This is a genomic window from Hymenobacter sp. 5317J-9, assembly GCF_022921075.1.
In the GTDB taxonomy this organism is placed as follows: domain Bacteria; phylum Bacteroidota; class Bacteroidia; order Cytophagales; family Hymenobacteraceae; genus Hymenobacter.
Genome location: NZ_CP095050.1, coordinates 4,783,377 through 4,801,703, shown reverse-complemented (window position 1 = coordinate 4,801,703; position 18,327 = coordinate 4,783,377). Strand labels below are relative to the sequence as shown.

The 18,327-nt window shown below is 62.7% G+C and carries 11 protein-coding genes; 10 read left to right on the top strand and 1 reads right to left on the bottom strand.

The genetic code is table 11. The features are described from left to right. Window positions 1-45 precede the first annotated feature (45 nt). The 9 genes from pelA (at window position 46) to fbp (ending at window position 11,187) form a co-directional block, all read left to right on the top strand. Window positions 46-1,173, top strand: coding sequence for a pectate lyase (gene pelA, locus MUN81_RS20195; protein ID WP_245113806.1), 1,128 nt, complete (start codon window positions 46-48; stop codon window positions 1,171-1,173). Between the two features lie 63 nt (window positions 1,174-1,236). Further along, complete coding sequence (locus MUN81_RS20190; RefSeq protein WP_245113805.1) at window positions 1,237-2,772, top strand: tagaturonate reductase; 1,536 nt, start codon at window positions 1,237-1,239, stop codon at window positions 2,770-2,772. A 26-nt stretch (window positions 2,773-2,798) separates the two neighbouring features. Further along, window positions 2,799-4,451 carry an altronate dehydratase family protein gene (locus tag MUN81_RS20185; RefSeq protein ID WP_245113799.1) on the top strand — a complete coding sequence of 551 codons (1,653 nt, stop codon included), beginning with the start codon at window positions 2,799-2,801 and terminating at the stop codon, window positions 4,449-4,451. A 280-nt stretch (window positions 4,452-4,731) separates the two neighbouring features. Continuing rightward, on the top strand, window positions 4,732-6,165 hold the full coding sequence (gene uxaC, locus MUN81_RS20180) for a glucuronate isomerase (RefSeq protein ID WP_245113797.1): 1,434 nt from the start codon (window positions 4,732-4,734) through the stop codon (window positions 6,163-6,165). 142 nt (window positions 6,166-6,307) lie between these two features. Next, window positions 6,308-7,318 carry a sugar kinase gene (locus MUN81_RS20175; protein ID WP_245113795.1) on the top strand — a complete coding sequence of 337 codons (1,011 nt, stop codon included), beginning with the start codon at window positions 6,308-6,310 and terminating at the stop codon, window positions 7,316-7,318. A 141-nt stretch (window positions 7,319-7,459) separates the two neighbouring features. Then, window positions 7,460-8,116, top strand: a complete 657-nt coding sequence (locus MUN81_RS20170; protein ID WP_245113794.1) for a bifunctional 4-hydroxy-2-oxoglutarate aldolase/2-dehydro-3-deoxy-phosphogluconate aldolase — start codon at window positions 7,460-7,462, stop codon at window positions 8,114-8,116. Window positions 8,117-8,188: 72 nt separating this feature from the next. Then, the gene (locus MUN81_RS20165; protein ID WP_245113792.1) at window positions 8,189-9,553 is read left to right on the top strand and encodes an MFS transporter; all 1,365 of its coding nucleotides are present in this window, start codon (window positions 8,189-8,191) and stop codon (window positions 9,551-9,553) included. 16 nt (window positions 9,554-9,569) lie between these two features. Continuing rightward, window positions 9,570-10,037 (top strand): nuclear transport factor 2 family protein, encoded by a 468-nt coding sequence (locus MUN81_RS20160; protein WP_245113791.1) that lies wholly within the window; start codon window positions 9,570-9,572, stop codon window positions 10,035-10,037. A 136-nt stretch (window positions 10,038-10,173) separates the two neighbouring features. Then, window positions 10,174-11,187: a class 1 fructose-bisphosphatase gene (fbp, locus tag MUN81_RS20155; protein WP_245113783.1), complete on the top strand. Its 1,014-nt coding sequence runs from the start codon at window positions 10,174-10,176 to the stop codon at window positions 11,185-11,187. Between the two features lie 11 nt (window positions 11,188-11,198). On the opposite strand, the gene MUN81_RS20150 is transcribed toward fbp, so the two are convergent. After that, window positions 11,199-12,239: a Gfo/Idh/MocA family oxidoreductase gene (locus MUN81_RS20150; RefSeq protein ID WP_245113781.1), complete on the bottom strand. Its 1,041-nt coding sequence runs from the start codon at window positions 12,237-12,239 to the stop codon at window positions 11,199-11,201. A gap of 409 nt (window positions 12,240-12,648) precedes the next feature. Here MUN81_RS20150 and MUN81_RS20145 point away from each other — a divergent pair, with 409 nt between their 5' ends. Beyond that, window positions 12,649-18,186, top strand: a complete 5,538-nt coding sequence (locus MUN81_RS20145) for a hypothetical protein (RefSeq protein ID WP_245113779.1) — start codon at window positions 12,649-12,651, stop codon at window positions 18,184-18,186. Window positions 18,187-18,327: the final 141 nt, after the last annotated feature.

The following is an 18,327-nucleotide window of genomic DNA, read 5'->3' as shown; positions in this document are numbered from 1 at the left end:
AGGTTCTGCGCCTGCCGCCGGGAATTTTCCCTCCCTGGCTACACCATGCTTCGACTATTGCTGCTTTTGAGCGGGCTGGCGGCTACGGCCGTGGGCACCTCCTGCGCCCGCCAAACGCTCACCGCCGAGACCGTGAGCACCCCCGGCACCGACCCTGCCACTACGGCCAATCCCGTGGCGCAGCCCCAAGCCGCGCTACAGGATAGCACGGCCGAAAAAATGCTGGTGTACCAACGCACCGTGGGCGGCTGGCCCAAAGCCGTGGGCAGCGAGAAGGTGGACTACAAGCACCCCATGAGCGCGGCCGACCGGGCCCGCACGCTGGCCAACAAAGACCGCAACGATGCCACGATTGACAACAACGCCACCTCGCGCGAAATCATCTACCTGGCCCGGGCTTACCAGAAAACCAACAACCCGGCCTACCGCCAAGGCGCCGAAAGCGGCATTCGCTACCTGCTGAAAATGCAGTACGCCAACGGCGGCTTTCCGCAGTACTACCCCGATTTCAGCAACTACCGCCACCAGATTACCTACAACGACAACGCCATGGTGCGCGTGCTGCAGGTGCTGCGCGAAGTAAGCCAGCAGAAGGCCCCGTACAACGGCCTCGACGCGGCGCTGGTGCCGCAGGCCAAAGCGGCGGTAGAGCGCGGCATCGACTGCATCCTGAAAACGCAGTACGTGCGCCAGGGCCAGCCCACGGCCTGGTGTGCGCAGTACGACGAGAAAACCCTGCAACCGGCCAAAGCCCGCGCCTTCGAGCTGGCCTCGCTGAGCGGCGACGAGTCGGTGGAAATTGTGCGGTTTCTGATGGGGGTGGAGCAGCCCTCGCCGGCCGTGCGCAAGGCCATCGAAAGCGCGGTGGCCTGGTTCCAGAAAGTGAAGCTGACCGGCTACACGATGAAGGAAATTGCGGCGCCTGGCGAAAAATCGGGCCGCGACCGGGTGATAGTGCCCGAAGCCGGCGCCACCCTCTGGGCCCGGTTTTACGAGCTCGATACCGACCGCCCGATTTACGTGGGGCGCGACAGCAAGGTGCATTATCAGCTCAGCGAGATTGAAAACGAGCGCCGCGCCGGCTACCTCTACGCCGGCACCTGGCCTGCCAAGCTCCTCGAAAAGGATTACCCCGCCTGGCAGAAACGGGTGAGTACGGGAGAGAAGCCCTAAAGCGCTGCCCTAGCTTCGTTACGCCCAATTTATTCACCCCGTCTTTATTCCAACTCCATTCCGATGGACACTTTGAATCAACCGCTGGCTTTGGCCGCCCCGGCTTCGGGTGGCGCCGTAGTGGCCTGGCCCGCCAAGAACCTGTTTGACCTGCCCGAGAAGGTGCTGCAGTTTGGCACCGGCGTGCTGCTGCGCGGCCTGCCCGATTTCATGATTGACGAGGCCAACCGCCAGGGCGTGTTCAACGGCCGCGTGGTGGTGGTGAAAAGCACCGACGGCGGCGACGCCACGGCCTTCGAGCGCCAGAACGGCCTGTACACGGTGTGCGTGCGCGGCGTGGAAGACGGCAAGCCGGTGGAAGAAAACGTGGTGTGCGCCAGCATCAGCCGCGTGCTCTCGGCCAAAAGCCAGTGGGCCGACGTGCTAAAGTTTGCTACCAGCCCCGACCTGCAGGTAGTGATATCGAACACCACCGAAGTGGGCATTCAGCTGGTGAACGAGGACATTCACCTCACGCCGCCGTCGTCGTTTCCGGGCAAGCTGCTGGCCGTGCTTTACACCCGTTTTCAGGCCTTCAACGGCGACGTGAACCGCGGGTTGGTAATTGTGCCCACCGAACTGATTCCCGACAACGGCCGCAAGCTGGAGGCCATTGTGCTGGAGCTGGCCCACCGCAACGACTTGGGCAGCGCCTTCATCGACTGGCTTGAAGCCGCCAACCATTTCTGCAATACGCTGGTCGACCGCATTGTGCCCGGCCGCCCCGAGCCGGCTCTCTATGCCCAATTGCAAGAGGAGCTGGGCTACAAAGACGAGCTGCTGACCATGAGCGAAGCCTATGCGCTCTGGGCCATTGAAGGCGGCGAGAAGGTGCGCGAAGTGCTCTCGTTCCACTCCGTGGCCAAAGGCGTGGTCATTCGCCCCGACATCACCCTGTTCCGCGAGCTGAAGCTGCGCCTGCTCAACGGCACGCACACGCTGAGCTACGCCCTGGCCCACCTGGTGGGCTGCACTACCGTGCGCGAGGCCCTTGACAACGAGGACCTGGCGCGCTTCATCCACAACCTGATGCTGGCCGACCTGCTGCCCGGCATTCCGTACCAGGTAGACGAGAAAGTGGGCCAGCGCTTCGGCATGCAGGTGCTCGACCGGTTCCGCAACCCCTATCTGGAGCACCGCTGGCTGGCCATTGCCATGCAGGGCACTGCCAAGATGCAGATGCGCAACGTGCCCACGCTGCTGCACTACTACCAGACGCATAATGCCGTGCCGCACTACATGGCGCTGGGCTTCGCGGCCTACCTGCTGTTTATGCGCAATACGGCCTCGGCGCCGGGCGTGGGCCAGGGCGAAGCCAACGGCGAGCCTTACACCATCACGGACGACCGCGCCGGCTACTTCGCCGACCTGTGGGCCCGCCTCTCGCCCGAGGAGCTGACTACTACGGCGCTGCGCAACACCGTGCTGTGGGGCCAGGACCTCACCCGCCTGCCCGGCTTTGCCGAGACCGTGACCCGCTACCTGAACCAGCTGGTGGAAGAAGGTGCCTCGGGCACCCTGGCGGCGTTTTTCACCAAAAAAACAGCCCTCGCTAATTAGTATTGGCCGTTTTGAATATGACTGCTATGAAACACCAAGTTGCCCGCATTCACCCAGCCGATAACGTTCTTGTTGCCCTCGTCGACCTGCCCATCGGCACCGAAGTGCCTTGGGAAGGCGGTTACGTGACCACCGCCGAAGCCATTCCGGCCAAGCACAAGCTCACGCCGCTGGGCCTGAACGCCGGCGAGCCCGTGACGATGTACGGCGTGCTGGTGGGCAAAGCCAAGGAAGCCATTCGCCCCGGCGGCCGCCTCACCACGGCCAACATGCAGCACGCCACCAACAGCTACGACGAGCAAAGTCACCAGCGCGCCGCCTGGCAGGCCCCCGACGTATCGGCTTGGCAAGACCGCACCTTCCTGGGCTACCACCGCGCCGACGGCCGCGTGGGCACCGCCAACTATTGGCTGGTGATTCCGCTGGTGTTCTGCGAAAACCGCAACATCCAGGTGCTGAAAGACGCCCTGATTACCGACCTCGGCTACGAGCGCCGCAAAAACTACCAGCCCGAAACCCGCAAGCTGCTGGAACTGCTACAGGCCGGCAAGTCGGTGGAAGAAATCCTGAGCGCCGACCTGGCGGCAGGGGAGGACGTGGCCCAGAGCTCGCGCCCGTTCCCGAACGTGGACGGCATCCGCTTCCTCTCGCACGAGGGCGGCTGCGGCGGCATCCGACAAGATGCCCAGTCGCTGTGCGGCCTGTTGGCCGGCTACATCACGCACCCCAACGTGGCCGGCGCCACCGTGCTCAGCCTGGGCTGCCAAAACGCGCAGGCCAGCATGCTGCAGGAGGAAATTGCCAAGCGCGACCCCAACTTTAGCAAGCCCCTCTACATTCTTGACCAGCAGAAGCTCGGCACCGAGGAAAACCTCATCAGCACGGCCCTGCGCCAAACCTTCGCCGGCCTGATGATTGCCAACCAGGCCCGCCGCGAGCCCGCGCCGCTCAAGGCCCTGAACATCGGCTTGGAATGCGGCGGCTCCGACGGCTTCTCCGGCATCTCGGCCAATCCGGCCCTGGGCCACGTGTCCGACATGCTGGTGGCGCTGGGCGGTTCGGTCATTCTGGCCGAATTCCCGGAATTGTGCGGCGTGGAGCAGGAACTGGTGGACCGCAGCGTGGAGCCCGCCGTGGCCGAGCGGTTCAGCAGCCTGATGAAGGCCTACGGCGACAGCGCCGTAGCCGTGGGCTCGGGCTTCGACATGAACCCCTCGCCGGGCAACATCCGCGACGGCCTTATTACGGACGCCATGAAATCGGCCGGCGCGGCCCGCAAGGGCGGTTCCTCGCCCGTAGTGGCCGTGCTCGACTACCCGGAGCCCGTCACCAAGCCCGGTCTGAACCTGCTCTGCACCCCCGGCAACGACGTGGAATCGACCACCGCCGAAGTGGGCTCGGGGGCCAACATCGTGCTGTTCACCACCGGCCTGGGCACGCCCACCGGCAACCCCATTGCGCCGGTCATCAAGGTGGCCAGCAACACGGCCCTCGCCAAGCGCATGCCCGACATCATCGACGTGAACACCGGAACGGTGATTGACGGCGAAGAAACCATCGAGCAGGCCGGCGAGCGCATTCTCGACTACGTCATCCGCGTGGCCAGCGGCGAAGAAGTGGCCGCCGTGCGCCACGACCAAACCGACTTCATTCCGTGGAAGCGCGGGGTGAGCTTGTAAGAACAAAAGCAAAAAGACCGTCATGCTGAGCGCAGCCGAAGCATCTCTACCAAGAGAGTAATCCCTTCGCTGCAACGAAGCGGGAGAGATGCTTCGGCTGCGCTCAGCATGACGGTCTGTTCCCCTACCGACTACACAAATTATTTACGCAACCGTTTTCGCTAATAAATACCCAAATCAGGAGGCTGCATGATGGTTGCGGGCGCGGCTCCGGCCTACCTTCGATTTTCTGAGCATTCGCACCTTCCAGGGTTCCCACCCATCCTATCCTACGCTGCTTATGAAGCCCTTTCTTTCCGACGATTTCCTGCTGCAAACGGCCACGGCCAGCACGCTCTACCACGAGTATGCCAAGCAGATGCCCATCATCGACTATCACAACCACCTGCTGCCCGACCAGATAGCCGAGGACAAGCAGTTCGAGAACATCACCCAAATCTGGCTCTACGGCGACCACTACAAGTGGCGCGCCATGCGGGCCAACGGCATTCCCGAGCGCTACATCACCGGCGACGCGTCGGACTGGGAGAAGTTTGAGAAGTGGGCCGAAACCGTGCCCTACACCCTGCGCAACCCGCTCTACCACTGGACGCACCTAGAGTTGCGCCGCTACTTTGGCATCACGGAGCTGCTGAATAAGGACAGCGCCCGCCGCATCTACGACGAGTGCAACGCCAAGCTGCAAACTCCCGAATTTTCGGTGCAGGGCCTGCTGCGCATGATGCACGTGGAAACCCTCTGCACCACCGACGACCCCGCCGACTCGCTGGAGCATCATCAGGCGCTGGCCGCTTCGGGCTTCGCGGTGCGCGTGCTGCCCACCTTCCGCGCCGACAAGGCCATGGCGCCGGAATCGGCCAGCGGCTACAACCAGTATCTCGACAAGCTGGGCACCGCGGCTGAGGTTGATATCCGCACGTTTGCCGACCTGGAAAAGGCCTTGCGCCTGCGTCACGACTTCTTCGCCAGCGTGGGCTGCCGCCTGTCGGACCACGGCCTGGAGCAGATTTATGCCGCCGACTACACCCAGTCGGAAATCGATGCCATCTTCTCGAAAGTGCGCGGCGGTGCCGAGCTGGCTGCCGATGAAGTGCTCAAATTCAAATCGGCCATGCTGGTGCTGCTGGCCGTGATGGACTGGGAGAAAGGCTGGACGCAGCAGTACCACATCGGCGCGCTGCGCAACAACAACTCGCGCATGCTCCGCGAGCTGGGCCCCGACACGGGCTGGGACAGCATCGGCGACTTCCCGCAGGGCCGCGCCCTCTCCACCTTCCTCGACTGCCTCGACGGGCAGGACAAGCTGGCGAAAACCATCATCTACAACCTCAACCCGGCCGACAACGAGCTCATTGCCACAATGATTGGCAACTTCAACGACGGCTCGGTGGCGGGCAAAATTCAGTTCGGCTCCGGCTGGTGGTTCCTCGACCAGAAGGACGGCATGGAGAAGCAAATCAACGCCTTGAGCAACATGGGGTTGCTGAGTCGTTTCGTGGGCATGCTCACCGACTCGCGCAGCTTCCTCTCGTACCCGCGCCACGAGTACTTCCGCCGCGTGCTCTGCAACCTGCTGGGCAACGACGTGGAAAACGGCGAGTTGCCGGCCGATATGGACCTGCTGGGCCGCACGGTGCAAAACATCTGCTATGGTAACGCCAGTGAGTACTTTGGCTTTGGCAAAGTGGTGGAAGCCGCGGCCGTAACGGCGTAGCCAGAACGTCATGCAGAGCGCAGCGAAGCATCTCGCGTGCTACTACTAATTAATGACGACTAACAGTAATTGATTTGTTGCTGCACGCGAGATGCTTCGCTGCGCTCTGCATGACGTTCTGAATACCCAAAGTCCCCCAAGCATGAAGCAAGTTGTCACGTTCGGCGAAATCATGATGCGGCTGTCGCCGCCGCTGAACTACCGGTTCGCCCAAACGCAAAGCCTCGAAATTGTCTACGGCGGCGGTGACGCCAATGTGGGCGCTTCGCTCGCTGGCTTTGGGGTGCCGGCCGCCCACGTCACCTGCTTCCCGGCCAACGACCTGGGCCACGCCGCCGCTCAGCAGTTTCGCGCCCTGGGCGTGAACATGGACGCCACCGTGTACCAGGGCGACCGCCTCGGGCTGTATTTTCTGGAAGTGGGGGCAGGGATGCGCCCGAGCAAGGTGGTATACGACCGCGCCAACTCCGCCTTCGCCCACCTCGACCCGGCCGCCTTCAACTGGGATGAAATCCTGAAAGATGCCGGCTGGCTGCACTGGACGGGCATCACGCCCGCCATTTCGGCCAGCACGGCCGAGGCCACGCGCCAGGCCATTGCCGCCGCGCGCCGCCTGGGCATCACCGTGTCGGCCGACGTGAACTACCGCCGCAACCTGTGGCAGTACGGCCAAACGGCTCAGGCCGTGATGTCGGAATTGGTGCAGGGCTGCGACGTGGTGGTGTGTTCGGAAAACGACGCGGCAGACCTGTTCGGCATCGTGCCCGAGCCCGGCACCGATAATAAGTTCGTGTCGGTGGCCCGGCAGGTGATGGCGCGGTTTCCGCAAATCAAGCAGGTCATCACCACGCGTCGCAAAACGCACAGCGCCTCGCACAACGGCCTGAAAGGCATTTACTACGACGGCCAGCAGTTCCTCGAAACCGTCACTTACGACATCAACCCCATCGTGGACCGCATTGGCGGGGGCGATGCCTTCATGGCCGGCTTCATCTACGGCTCGCTGGCCTACACCAACCCCCAGCAGGCGCTTACCTTCGGCGTAGCGGCTTCGGCCCTGAAGCACACCGTGCACGGCGACGTGAACCTGGTGACAGTAGCCGAAGTGGAAGAAATCATGAAAGGCAACACCAGCGGCCGGTTGCTGCGCTAGGTTATCAACAACGAACAGTAGAACGTCATGCTGAGCGCAGTCGAAGCATCTCTACCTCAATACTAATTACATTACTTGCGCGGTAGAGATGCTTCGGCTGCGCTCAGCATGACGTTCCTTTTACCGCTCTGATTTAAAAACATGCCCCGACACTCTGCCGACGAAACCCTTGCCACGCTGCTCCGCTACCCGGTGGTGCCCGTATTCTACCACGCCGACGTGGCCTATGCCCAGCGCATTCTGCAGGCCTGCTACGTCGGCGGCATCCGCGTGTTTGAGTTCGTGAACCGGGGCGAGAAGGCGCTGGAGGTGTTTGAGCAGCTGCAGGCTTTCGTAGCCGAGCAGTGCCCGGAGATGATTCTGGGCATTGGCACGATTTACACGGCTGAGGAAGCCGCAAAATTTATTGTAGCGGGCGCCGAATTTGTGGTGCAGCCCTGTGCCACGGCCGAAGTGGCCGATGTGTGTCGCACCCGCAACATTCCGTGGTTGCCCGGCGCCATGACGCCCACCGAAATTTACCACGCCAGCCTGTTCGGCGCGGCCGTGGTGAAAATTTTCCCCGGCAACGTGGTGGGGCCCGACTACGTGAAGGCCCTGCGCGGCCCCATGCCCCACATCAAGCTCATGGTGACGGGCGGCGTGGAGCCTACCGAAGCCAGTCTCAGCGCCTGGTTTGGCGCCGGGGTGAATGCCGTGGGCATGGGCTCGCAACTCTTCAAAAATGCCGACGATACGGCCGCGCTATCCGCCAGCATCGGCCAGCTGATGCAGGTGGTCGACGGCCTAAAAAAATAGTTTCCGCGGGCGCGTTGAGCGCGCTTGTGGGTAGTTTCCGAGTAGTGCCCTGGTTTCAAATTCCCGAACTCGATGAATCCAACTTCCGCTCAGGCGCCGCCTGAATCTCCACTGGCCACGGCCAACGCCGTGATGGGCAAATTTCGCTGGACCATTTGCGGCCTGGTGTTTTTCGCCACCACCATCAACTACCTCGACCGGGCCGTTATCTCGCTGCTGAAGCCCTATCTCGAAACCGAGTTTCACTGGAACGCGGGCGACTACGCCAACATCGAAATTGCCTTCAAGCTGGCCTATGCCGTGGGCATGGTGGGCGCCGGCCGCATCATTGACAAGCTGGGCACGAAGCTGGGCTACGCCCTGTCTACGGCCCTGTGGAGCGTGGCCGCCATGGGCCACGCGCTGGTGAGCAGCACGTTTGGCTTCGGCATTGCGCGCGGCTTTTTGGGCATCACGGAGGCCGGCAACTTCCCGGCCGCCATCAAGACCACGGCCGAGTGGTTTCCGCAGCGGGAGCGGGCCCTGGCCACGGGCATTTTCAACTCGGGCTCTAACGTGGGCGCCATTGTGGCGCCGCTCACCGTGCCGCTCATTGCCGAAACCATTGGTTGGAAGTGGGCCTTCATCATCACGGGCGCGCTGGGGTTTGTGTGGCTGGTGCTGTGGATGTATTTCTACGAAACGCCCGCCAAGCACGCGCGCTTGTCGAAAGCAGAGTTTGACTACATCAACGCTGACATTCCCGCGGGACTGCCTGCCGAGGGCGTGACCGAAGAAAAGCCCAAGGCGTCGTGGGCCATCCTGCTGGGCTTCCGTCAAACCTGGGCCTTCGTCATTGGCAAGTTCCTCACGGACCCCATCTGGTGGTTCTACCTGTTCTGGTTGCCGGATTTTCTGGGCAAGCAATACGGTCTGAAAGGCACCGATATTGCCCTGCCGGTAGCGGCGGTGTACGTGCTGTCGAGCATTGGCAGCGTGGGCGGCGGCTACCTGCCGCTGAGCTTTATGAAGCGCGGCATGCCCGCGTTCAAGGCCCGCAAGACGGCCATGCTGGTCATTGCCTTCTGCGTGTTTCCCATCGTGTTTGCGCAGTGGCTGGGCGGGCTGAACATGTGGCTGGCGGTGCTGGTGATTGGCATTGCGGCGGCGGCCCACCAGGCGTGGAGCGCCAACATCTTCACCACCGTGTCGGACATGTTCCCGAAGCGGGCCGTGGGCTCCGTCACGGGCATTGGCGGCATGGCCGGCGGCCTGGGCGGCATTGCCCTCACGGCGCTGGTGCAGAAGCGCATGTTCGTGCATTTCGAGAGCATCGGGCAGATTGACAAGGCGTATTACATCATGTTCTTCATCTGCGGCGCGGCCTACCTGCTGGCTTGGGTGCTGATGTTTACGCTGGTGCCGCGCATGGAGCCCATCAAGCTCGACGACGAATAACAACCCCATTTCGGACATGAAAAAGCTCCCTTTGTTGCTGGCAATCCTGCTGGCCTTGCCCTTGCTTGCCCTTGCCCAGGCGCCCGGCCCCAAAGCCGCAGCTGTGGTAACGGAAATCGAAGCTCTGGAACGTCAGCGCTTTGCGGCGCAGGTGAAGAAGGATTATGCCTTTTTGGAAAAGGCCTTTGCCGACGACTTGGTGTATACCCACGGCAGCGGCGTGCAAAACACCAAGGCCGAATACATTCAGAGCATCAAAGACGGCAAAAGCCAATACGGCAAAATTGATATCGATGCGCTGAACGTGCGGCCTTACAACGACGGCCGGACGGCCGTGGTGAACGGCACCATTCGCATCACCTCGCCGCCGCAGGCCGACGGCAGCACCAGCGTGGCACGCATCAAATACGTGGTGGTGCAAATCAAGGACAAGAAAAAAGGCTGGCAGGTGGTGCTGTGGCAGGCCCAGAAACAAGCCAGCTAACCGGTCATGCAGAGCGCAGCGAAGCATCTCGCGTGCTGGAGTAATCCAATCGATTGAGTTACCACTGCGCGCGAGATGCTTCGCTGCGCTCTGCATGACGCGGCTTTTGCGCCGTATATCCGACAGTTTAAAACCCATGTCCCAAGCCCAAGCCACCGAAAACACGCTTGCCACGCCCGTTGGCACCACCCTGGAGCGCTACATCAAGCGCAAAGAAGCCGAATTTGCCTACGCCACCGGCGAACTAAGCCAGCTGCTGCGCGACATTGCGCTGGCCGGCAAAATCGTGAATCGCGAAATCAACCGCGCCGGCCTGTCGCGCATCACCGGGGCCATGGGCGAGAAAAACGTGCAGGGCGAGCACCAGCAAAAGCTCGACATGGAAGCCAATATCCGCTTCATTCGGGCCCTCACCAACGGCGGCGAGGCCTGCGCCGTGCTTTCGGAAGAAGACGAGCACATCATCGAAACCGGCAACCGGCACGGCAAGTACGTGGTGGCCATCGACCCGCTCGACGGCTCCTCGAACATCGACGTGAACGTGAGCATCGGCACCATTTTCAGCATCTACCGCCGCGTGTCGCGCATTGGCGGCCCGGCCCGCAAGGAGGATTTTCTGCAGGGCGGCCGGGCGCAGGTGGCCGCGGGCTACATCCTGTATGGTTCCAGCACCATGCTGGTGTACACCACCGGGCACGGCGTGGCGGGCTTCACCTACGAAAACTCGCTGGGCGAATTCTTCCTCTCGCACCCCGACATCAAGATTCCGCGCCAAGGGCCGGTGTTCAGCTGCAACGAGGGCAACTGGTTCGACTACCCGGAGTTTGTGCGCACCTTCCTCACCACTTGCAAGGAGCGCCGCCTCACGGCCCGCTACGTGGGCTCGCTGGTGGCCGACTACCACCGCAACCTGTTCACGGGCGGCATTTACCTCTACCCGCCCACCGTGGAGAAGCCGGCCGGCAAGCTGCGCCTGCTCTACGAGGGCTACCCGCTGGCTTTCATCATTGAGCAGGCAGGCGGCATGGCCGTGACCGGCGCCGACGTGGTGCTCGACGTGCACCCCACTTCCGACCTGCACCAGCGCGCGCCCCTGTTTGTGGGTTCCGCCGATTTGGTGCAGGAGCTGCAGGCCGTGGCCGCGCAGTAGGGCAGGAGCCGCTATTTCCGGAAATCCCAGGCGGCGGGTGCCTCCAGCAGCTCGTTTTGCCACAGCAGCTGGTCCTCCCGAATAGGGTAGGGGGCGTTGTGCCGAATGGCTTGCTGCACGGCGTCGAACAGACCGAGGTAGTTGCCGGGCGCGGCGGCGTCGGGTTGGGTCGTGAGCGCGCCATCGGGGCCGGCCACGGTCAGGCGGCCTTCTTCGCCGGGTTTTTCGCGGCCGTATTCGGGCGCCAGCGGCGACATGCCTTGCAGTAGCTGAGGTTCCTGCGGGTCGGTGCGGCCTTTCTGGTAGCTGCCTTGGGTGCCGTGTAGCACGTAGGCCGGCACCGGGTCGGCGATGAGCAGGCCGGAGGTCAGCCACACATTCAGGCCCTGCGGGTAGCGCAGGTGCAGCGAGAAGTAGTCGTCGACCTGCGTGTCGGTGCGGTAGTGGCCCGCGGTTTTGTGGAAGCTCAGCGGCTGGCCAAACAGGCTGATGGCCTGGTCGATGAGGTGCGGGCCCAGGTCATAGAGCAGGCCGCTGCCGGGCAGCGCTTCTTCTTTGAATTTCTTGGCGTTGAGGGCGGGCTTGTAGCGGTCGAAGCGGAAATGCGCTTCGATGAGCTGGCCCAGCTGCCCGCTTTCCACCACGCGGCGCACGGCGCCGAAGTCGGTGTCCCAGCGACGGTTGTGGTAGGCCAGCAGGTGGCGGCCGGCCTGCCGGGCCAGCGCCAGTAGCTCCTGCAACTGGGCCACGGAGGTGGCCACGGGCTTTTCGAGCAGCACGTGCTTGCCGGCGCGCAGGGCCTGGCTGGCCAGGTCGAAGTGGGTGTTGCTGGGCGTGTTCACCACCACCAGCTCCAGGCTGGGGTCGGCCAGCAGCTCGGCCACGCTGGGGTAGCTGCGGATGCCGGGGTAGTCGCGGTGCATGCGCTGCTCGGTGCGCTCCACCACGCCCACGAGGTCGAAGCCGGCGTGCGCCGTGAGGAAAGGAGCCTGGAAAAGCTTGCCCGACATGCCGTAGGCCAGCAAAGCGGTGCGAATGGGTGCAGTGGTCATGCGCCAAATGTAAAGCGTGGCGGCAAACAGCTGCCGGGTCCGGGCGGCCGCACTTCAGAAAGCCACGGCCTGGTTCAGGCCCATGCATCTGTTCAAAAGTGAACTATGGCAAGGGCGTGCAACCGCACCTTGCTGGTAATGTAATTGATAGTCAGCGGGTATCGTGCTTAAGTGGCAGGGGGCGGTAGATTGATTTTTTGATTCTGCCTAACTTGTACCGGGTTTTTGGGTGCAAAGCCGGGCACTATCCTTCGTGCCAGGTGTTTGCGTTCAAAAAAGCAGCCCGTGGGGCGGTGGCCGCGTCGTTGAAGGAGGCGGCCGCGAAATCAGTGGGCGAGGCGTGATGCGACCGGCATTGCGGGCCGGCCCGGGCTTGCACCACACGCCGTTATCACAGAAAACAGACTTTATGAAGCCATATATTATTCTAACGGCCTGGCTGGGCCTGGTGCTGGGCAGCTACTCAGCGGCGCAGGCCCAGACGAAAGCGGCGGCTCCGGGCACGCCCCCGCCTGCGGCCCCGCGCTACCAGGTGGGCAAGCTGGCCACCGACCCGCTCCAGTACATCGCCGACGTGCAAAGCATGATGGCCAGCACCAAGAATGCTGCGGCCATGGCCAGTGCCGCGCGCCTCAAAGAGCTGTGGGGCAGCAACCGCCTCACCTCGTCGCAGCAGGCGCGCATCGTGGCGCTGTCGCAAACCATGCTGGCCAAGCACTTCCGGCCCCGGCCGCACTTCGAGAGCCTGTTTGGGGCCATTGTGGGCGGCGCCACCAAGGCCAAGCTCAGCGACGCGCAAATGGACCAGTACCTCGACGTGCTGGGCCAGACCCTGGACAAGGAGGCACCCACCGAAACCGAGAAGTTCATCACGTCCACCAACCGCTTCCTCAACGGCGGCTACCTCTACAAAACGGGCTACAACACCCTGCGCGCCGTGGGCGGCACGGTGTCGTTTGCCTATTCGCCCATTGCCGCGCCGGTTTCCAACCTCGATTTCGGAACGGCTGCGCCGGCTCCGAAAGAAGAGCCCCTGCCCGCTGCGCCCAAACCGGCCGCCAAAAAGCCGGCCGCCAAGCCCGTGGCCAAAGCCGCGCCTAAGCCGGCCCCCAAGAAAAAAGCCAGCAGCAGCGGCTGGGACACCGCCGATTTGTGGTCGTCGCCCTCGGGCGGGGGCTGGGGCGACGCCGACGACGGCTGGGGTGCGCCCGTGAAAAAGAAGGCGCCCGCCAAAAAGCCCGTGGCCAAAGCCGCGCCAGCCGCTAAAGCCAGCCCGGCGGCAGCCAAGACGCCTTCGGCCTCGGAAGTGGCGGCCAAAGCTGCCGATTTTGAGACGCCCACTACCGGCTTCACGCCCTCGGCCGCGCCATATGAGGAGTACCTGGCTCCGCCGGCGCGCGGGGCGGTCATGGTGATTAAGGATGCCGACCTGTTCATTGCTTCGGCCGGTGATTCGGTGTTTATCAAGAAGGTGAGCGGCACGGCCGTGCCCAATTCCAACCGCTTCATTGCCACCGGTGGGCAGTTTGTATGGTCCATCAAGACCAACCTGGTGACGGCCGACCTGGCGGGGTTCGACTTCGACATGACCAAGCCGGAGTTCACGGCCCAGCCCGTGACCCTGACCTACCCGGCCCTGCTGGAAGCCCCCGTGAAAGGCGCCCTCAGCTACAAAGCCGTGCGCCGCAAGCCCGGCGTGACCGACAACGGCTACCCGCGCTTCATCTCCCTCACCAACGACGCCCGCATCAAAAGCCTGGGCGACAACATCACCTACCGCGGTGGCCTGTCGATGGCGGGCGGCCGGGTCCTCAGCGCGGCCCTCGACGGCTCGCTGTCCAACCTCACGGTGAGCCTCGACGGCAAGCCCAAGTTTAAAGCCGCGTCGCGGGCCTATGTGCTGGGCGACTCGCTGATTACGGCCAGCCGCGCCGCCATCACCATCTACCAGGGCGCCAAAGACTCGGTGACGCACCCCGGCGCCCAGCTCAAGTACAACAAGGGCAAGCAGCAGCTGAAGCTCTCGCGCGAGGAAGGCCTGTATAAAAACACGCCCTACAGCGACTCCTACCACCAGATGGAAATCCGGACGCAGGCCCTGACCTGGAACCTGCGCCAGCCCACGGTCGACTTTGAGGTGCTGTCGTCGAAAAACCAGCAGTCGGCCGATTTTGAGAGCAAGGAATTCTTTACCAACAACCGCTACCAGCAGCTCAAAAGCATCAACCGGCTGCACCCGCTGCAGATGCTGGTGGGCTACAGCCAGGCCCACGGCAACGCCAAAACCATCAACGTGAGCGACCTGGCTCGCGACCTCCAAACCTCGGAAGGCAACATGCGGAGCGCCGCGTCGGGCCTCACCCGCGACGGCTACGTGAGCTGGAACCCCCAAACCGGCGAGGTGACCATTCTGCCCAAGGGCTTCCACTACGTGGCTTCGGCCCGCGACAAGAAGGACTACGACCACATCGCCATCAAGTCCTTGTCGGGCTCGGGCCGCAACGCCACGCTCAACCTGAACACCAACGAGCTGCTGGTGCGCGGCGTGGACCGGTTCAACTTTTCCGACGACTCGGCCACGGTGTTTGTGAAGCCGGACAGCTCCATCATCCGCATCAAGAAAAACCGCAACATCGATTTCAGCGGCACGGTGGTGGCCTCGGCCATGCGCTTCAAGGGGCGCGAGTTTAAGTTCGACTACGACGGTTTCTACGTCGACATGGCCAAGATTGACTCCATCGTCATTCGCAGCGAAGCCAAGGATGCCAAGGGCAAGCCCACCGGCAAGCGGGCCGACTTTGCCCTCACCAACAAAGGCAAAGTCTCGACGGGCCGCCTGTATCTGAACGACCCCAAGAACAAGTCGGGCCGCAAGAAAAAACCGCAGTACCCGTCCTTCGACTCCAAGAGCGGGGCCAACGTGTACTTCGGCAAGCAGGACGTGCTGGGCGGGGCCTACGACTCAACGTTGGTGTTCGACATTCCGCCGTTTAAGCTCGATTCGCTCAACGGCATCGGCAAGGCGGCGTCGGGCTTCGATGGCACGTTCCGCAGCGGCGGCATCATTCCCGACATCAAAACCAAGCTCACGGTGCAGCCCGACGGCTCGTTGGGCTTCGTGTACGACGTGCCCAAAGACGGCTTCCCGCTGTATAAGGGCCGGGGCCGGGTATTCAATAAGGTGAAGATGGATGGCAAGGGCCTGCAGGCCGACGGCCAGGTGAACTACCAGTCCGGCACGTTTACCTCGAACAGCTTCGTGTTCTACCGCGACTCGGTGGTGGCCGTGGGCAAGACGGGCGCCATCGCGGCGAAGAAGGCCGACGGGGCCGACATTCCGAAGATGAACCTGCCTGCCGGCTACCTCATGAACTGGAAGGTGCGGCAGGACTCGATGTACCTGACCACGCCGGCCAGCGGCGAAGCCATTCGCCTCTACTCGGCCCTCGACCCCAAAACCAAGACCACCACGGCCTACAACTTCAAAGGCACTGCGCTGCTGACGCCCAAGAATGCCGGCGGCGACGGCCGCCTCGATGGGCCGCAGTCGTTCATTAAGTCGCCGGAATTCACCTTCAAGTCGGACAGCTACTCGGGCCGCAAGGCCTCGCTGAGCGTGAAATCGGCCGAGGCCAACAAGCCGGCCCTTACGGCCAACGACGTGGCGTTCGACTACAACCTGCAGAAAGGCTACGCCGACTTCAAGCGCGAAGAAGGCAGCAAGGCCAGCATCGACCTGCCGTATTCCAAGTTCAAAACCACCCTGAGCGGCGGGCACTGGGACTTCAAGAAAAAGCAGGTGAAGCTGCGCGTGGCGGCCAATGCCGATTCCACGAAGTCGTACTTCTACTCCACCAACCCCGACCAGCAGGGCCTGAAGTTTAAGGCCTCCACGGCCACCTACGACCTGGCCAAGTACCAGATGAAGGTGGGCGGCGTGCCCTACATCGCCGCCGCCGACGCCTGGGTGTACCCCGACTCGGGCAAGGTAAACATTGGCGCCAACGGCAAGATTGGACGCTTCAAGAACGCCACGGTGGTGCTCGATTCGCTGGCCAAGTTCCACCGCCTGAGCAAGGGCAGCATCGAGGTGCTGTCGAAGGTGGCCTTCACGGGCACCGCCGAATACACGTTTAAGACGGCGCGCGACTCGGTAGCCCTGCGCTTTTCCAACTTTGAGCCTGACCCCGGCGCGGTGCTGGCCGGCGCTGGCAAGGGTAAAAAGGGCCTGCTGAGCCGTAAAAAAGAATCGGACCTGACCGATGAGGAAGCGGGCCCCGCCACCCTGGCCACGGCCGTGGTGAACGCCAACAGCAAGTTTCAGCTCACGCCGCGCATCGGCTACCGGGGCAACGTGCAGCTGAACTCGCAGCGCCGCGGCTTTGCCTTCGACGGCCAGGTGCAGCTGCAGTTTGGCAAAGACCGGAAATCGGCCGAGTGGATTGCGGTGAAGGACTCCATCGACCCCAAGAATTTTAGCCTCAACCTGAAAGACATCAAGGCCGAAGACGGCACGCCGCTCGTGACGGGTCTGTTCGTGTCGGACCAGAGCAACAAAGTGTATCCGCTCTACGCCGCCACGGTGCCCAACCCCACCGACGTGCCCCTGTTCAAGGTGGACGGGGAGCTGCGCTACGACGACAAAAAGGGCATTTACAGCATTTCGCGCCGCGACCTCGACGACGTGAATGCCTACGAAGGCGCCGCCCTCACCTATACCGACGAGACGAACTCGCTCAGCTTCCGCGGGCCGATGACGTTCATCACTTCCACCAAAGACTACAAGATGGTGGCCAGCGGCGTGGGCACGGCCAACCCCGACAGCGCCCGCTACTCCGTGGACGCCCTGCTGGGCATCGACATCAACATGCCGCCCAAAGCCGTGGAGGTGATGGGTGCTGAGCTGGTGAAGGTCACCAAGGGCTCGGCCGAGGCCCAGGACGGCTCTACCAACGAGTTGTACAAGCTGGGCCAGTTCATTGGCGACAAGGGCGTGGAAGGCTACGCCGGCCACCGCGGCGCCGCCGACCCGCTCATGAAGCTCTCGCCCAAGCTGGCCCACACCATTCTGCTGAGCAAGGTGAACCTGCGCTGGAACGAGAAGAAGCGCGCCTGGTACTCGGTGGGCGAGATTGGCCTGGCCGGCGTGGGCAAAACGCCCCTGAATGCGCTGGTGAACGGCTACGTGGAAATTCACCGCGAAAACGCCACCGACGTGGTGGAAGTCTACCTCGAGCCCGAGCCGCAAACCTGGTACTACCTCAAGTACGCCAACAACCTGCTCAAGGCGAAGTCGTCGAGCGAGAGCTTCGACGCCGAAATTGGCGGCAAGCAGAAGGGCGATTACGAGACGGCCACCAGCTACGGCACGTTCTTGGGCGATTTCTCCGACGTAGACGCTTTCCGCTCGCACTTCCAGAAAGACTTCCTGGGCAAGTCCGGCAAGCTGGCCGCGCGCCCGGCCGCCCCGGTTTCCACCGGCAACTTTGACGTGTTCGAGGACAAGAAAAAGAAGAAAAAGAGCAAGGATGAGGACGCCTTCGGCGCGGACCCCAACGCCAACCCGGGCTCGCAGCCGGCGGAAGAAGCTCCCACCAAGAAAAAGAAGAAGGCCAAGGACAACGACCCCTTCGGCGACGGCACCATCGACGAGCCGGCCCCCGCGCCGGTGAAGGAAAAAACCAAGACCAAAGAGAAGGCTGCCGAACCCGCCGCCGATGCCCCGGCCACCGAGGAGCCGAAAAAGGAGAAAACCAAAACCAAGGAAAAAGCCGCCGAACCCGCCGCCGACGCTCCGGCCACCGAGCCAGACCCCGCCCAGGCCAAGAAAGAAGCCGAGCGCCAGGCCAAGGAAGCCGAAAAGCTGAAAAAGGAGGAGGAGAAAAAGAAGAAGGAGGAAGAAAAGCGCAAGAAGAAAGCCGAAAACGACCCCTTCGGCGACAGCTAGGAGGCTACAGTCGCTAAAACAAGACGTCATGCTGAGCTTGTCGAAGCATCTCTACCGGGGAAGTAACCATTTACTCTCGCGGCAGAGATGCTTCGACAAGCTCAGCATGACGTTCTTTATGGCCCCAATCCTCGCTCACGC

Bases quoted from the DNA above. Each gene is read 5' to 3' on its own strand.
- MUN81_RS20160 (WP_245113791.1), top strand. From the start codon at position 9,570: ATGAAAAAGCTCCCTTTGTTGCTGGCAATCCTGCTGGCCTTGCCCTTG.
- MUN81_RS20165 (WP_245113792.1), top strand. From the start codon at position 8,189: ATGAATCCAACTTCCGCTCAGGCGCCGCCTGAATCTCCACTGGCCACG.
- MUN81_RS20150 (WP_245113781.1), bottom strand. From the start codon at position 12,239: ATGACCACTGCACCCATTCGCACCGCTTTGCTGGCCTACGGCATGTCG.
- MUN81_RS20190 (WP_245113805.1), top strand. From the start codon at position 1,237: ATGGACACTTTGAATCAACCGCTGGCTTTGGCCGCCCCGGCTTCGGGT.
- MUN81_RS20145 (WP_245113779.1), top strand. From the start codon at position 12,649: ATGAAGCCATATATTATTCTAACGGCCTGGCTGGGCCTGGTGCTGGGC.
- uxaC (WP_245113797.1), top strand. From the start codon at position 4,732: ATGAAGCCCTTTCTTTCCGACGATTTCCTGCTGCAAACGGCCACGGCC.
- fbp (WP_245113783.1), top strand. From the start codon at position 10,174: ATGTCCCAAGCCCAAGCCACCGAAAACACGCTTGCCACGCCCGTTGGC.
- pelA (WP_245113806.1), top strand. From the start codon at position 46: ATGCTTCGACTATTGCTGCTTTTGAGCGGGCTGGCGGCTACGGCCGTG.
- MUN81_RS20175 (WP_245113795.1), top strand. From the start codon at position 6,308: ATGAAGCAAGTTGTCACGTTCGGCGAAATCATGATGCGGCTGTCGCCG.
- MUN81_RS20170 (WP_245113794.1), top strand. From the start codon at position 7,460: ATGCCCCGACACTCTGCCGACGAAACCCTTGCCACGCTGCTCCGCTAC.
- MUN81_RS20185 (WP_245113799.1), top strand. From the start codon at position 2,799: ATGAAACACCAAGTTGCCCGCATTCACCCAGCCGATAACGTTCTTGTT.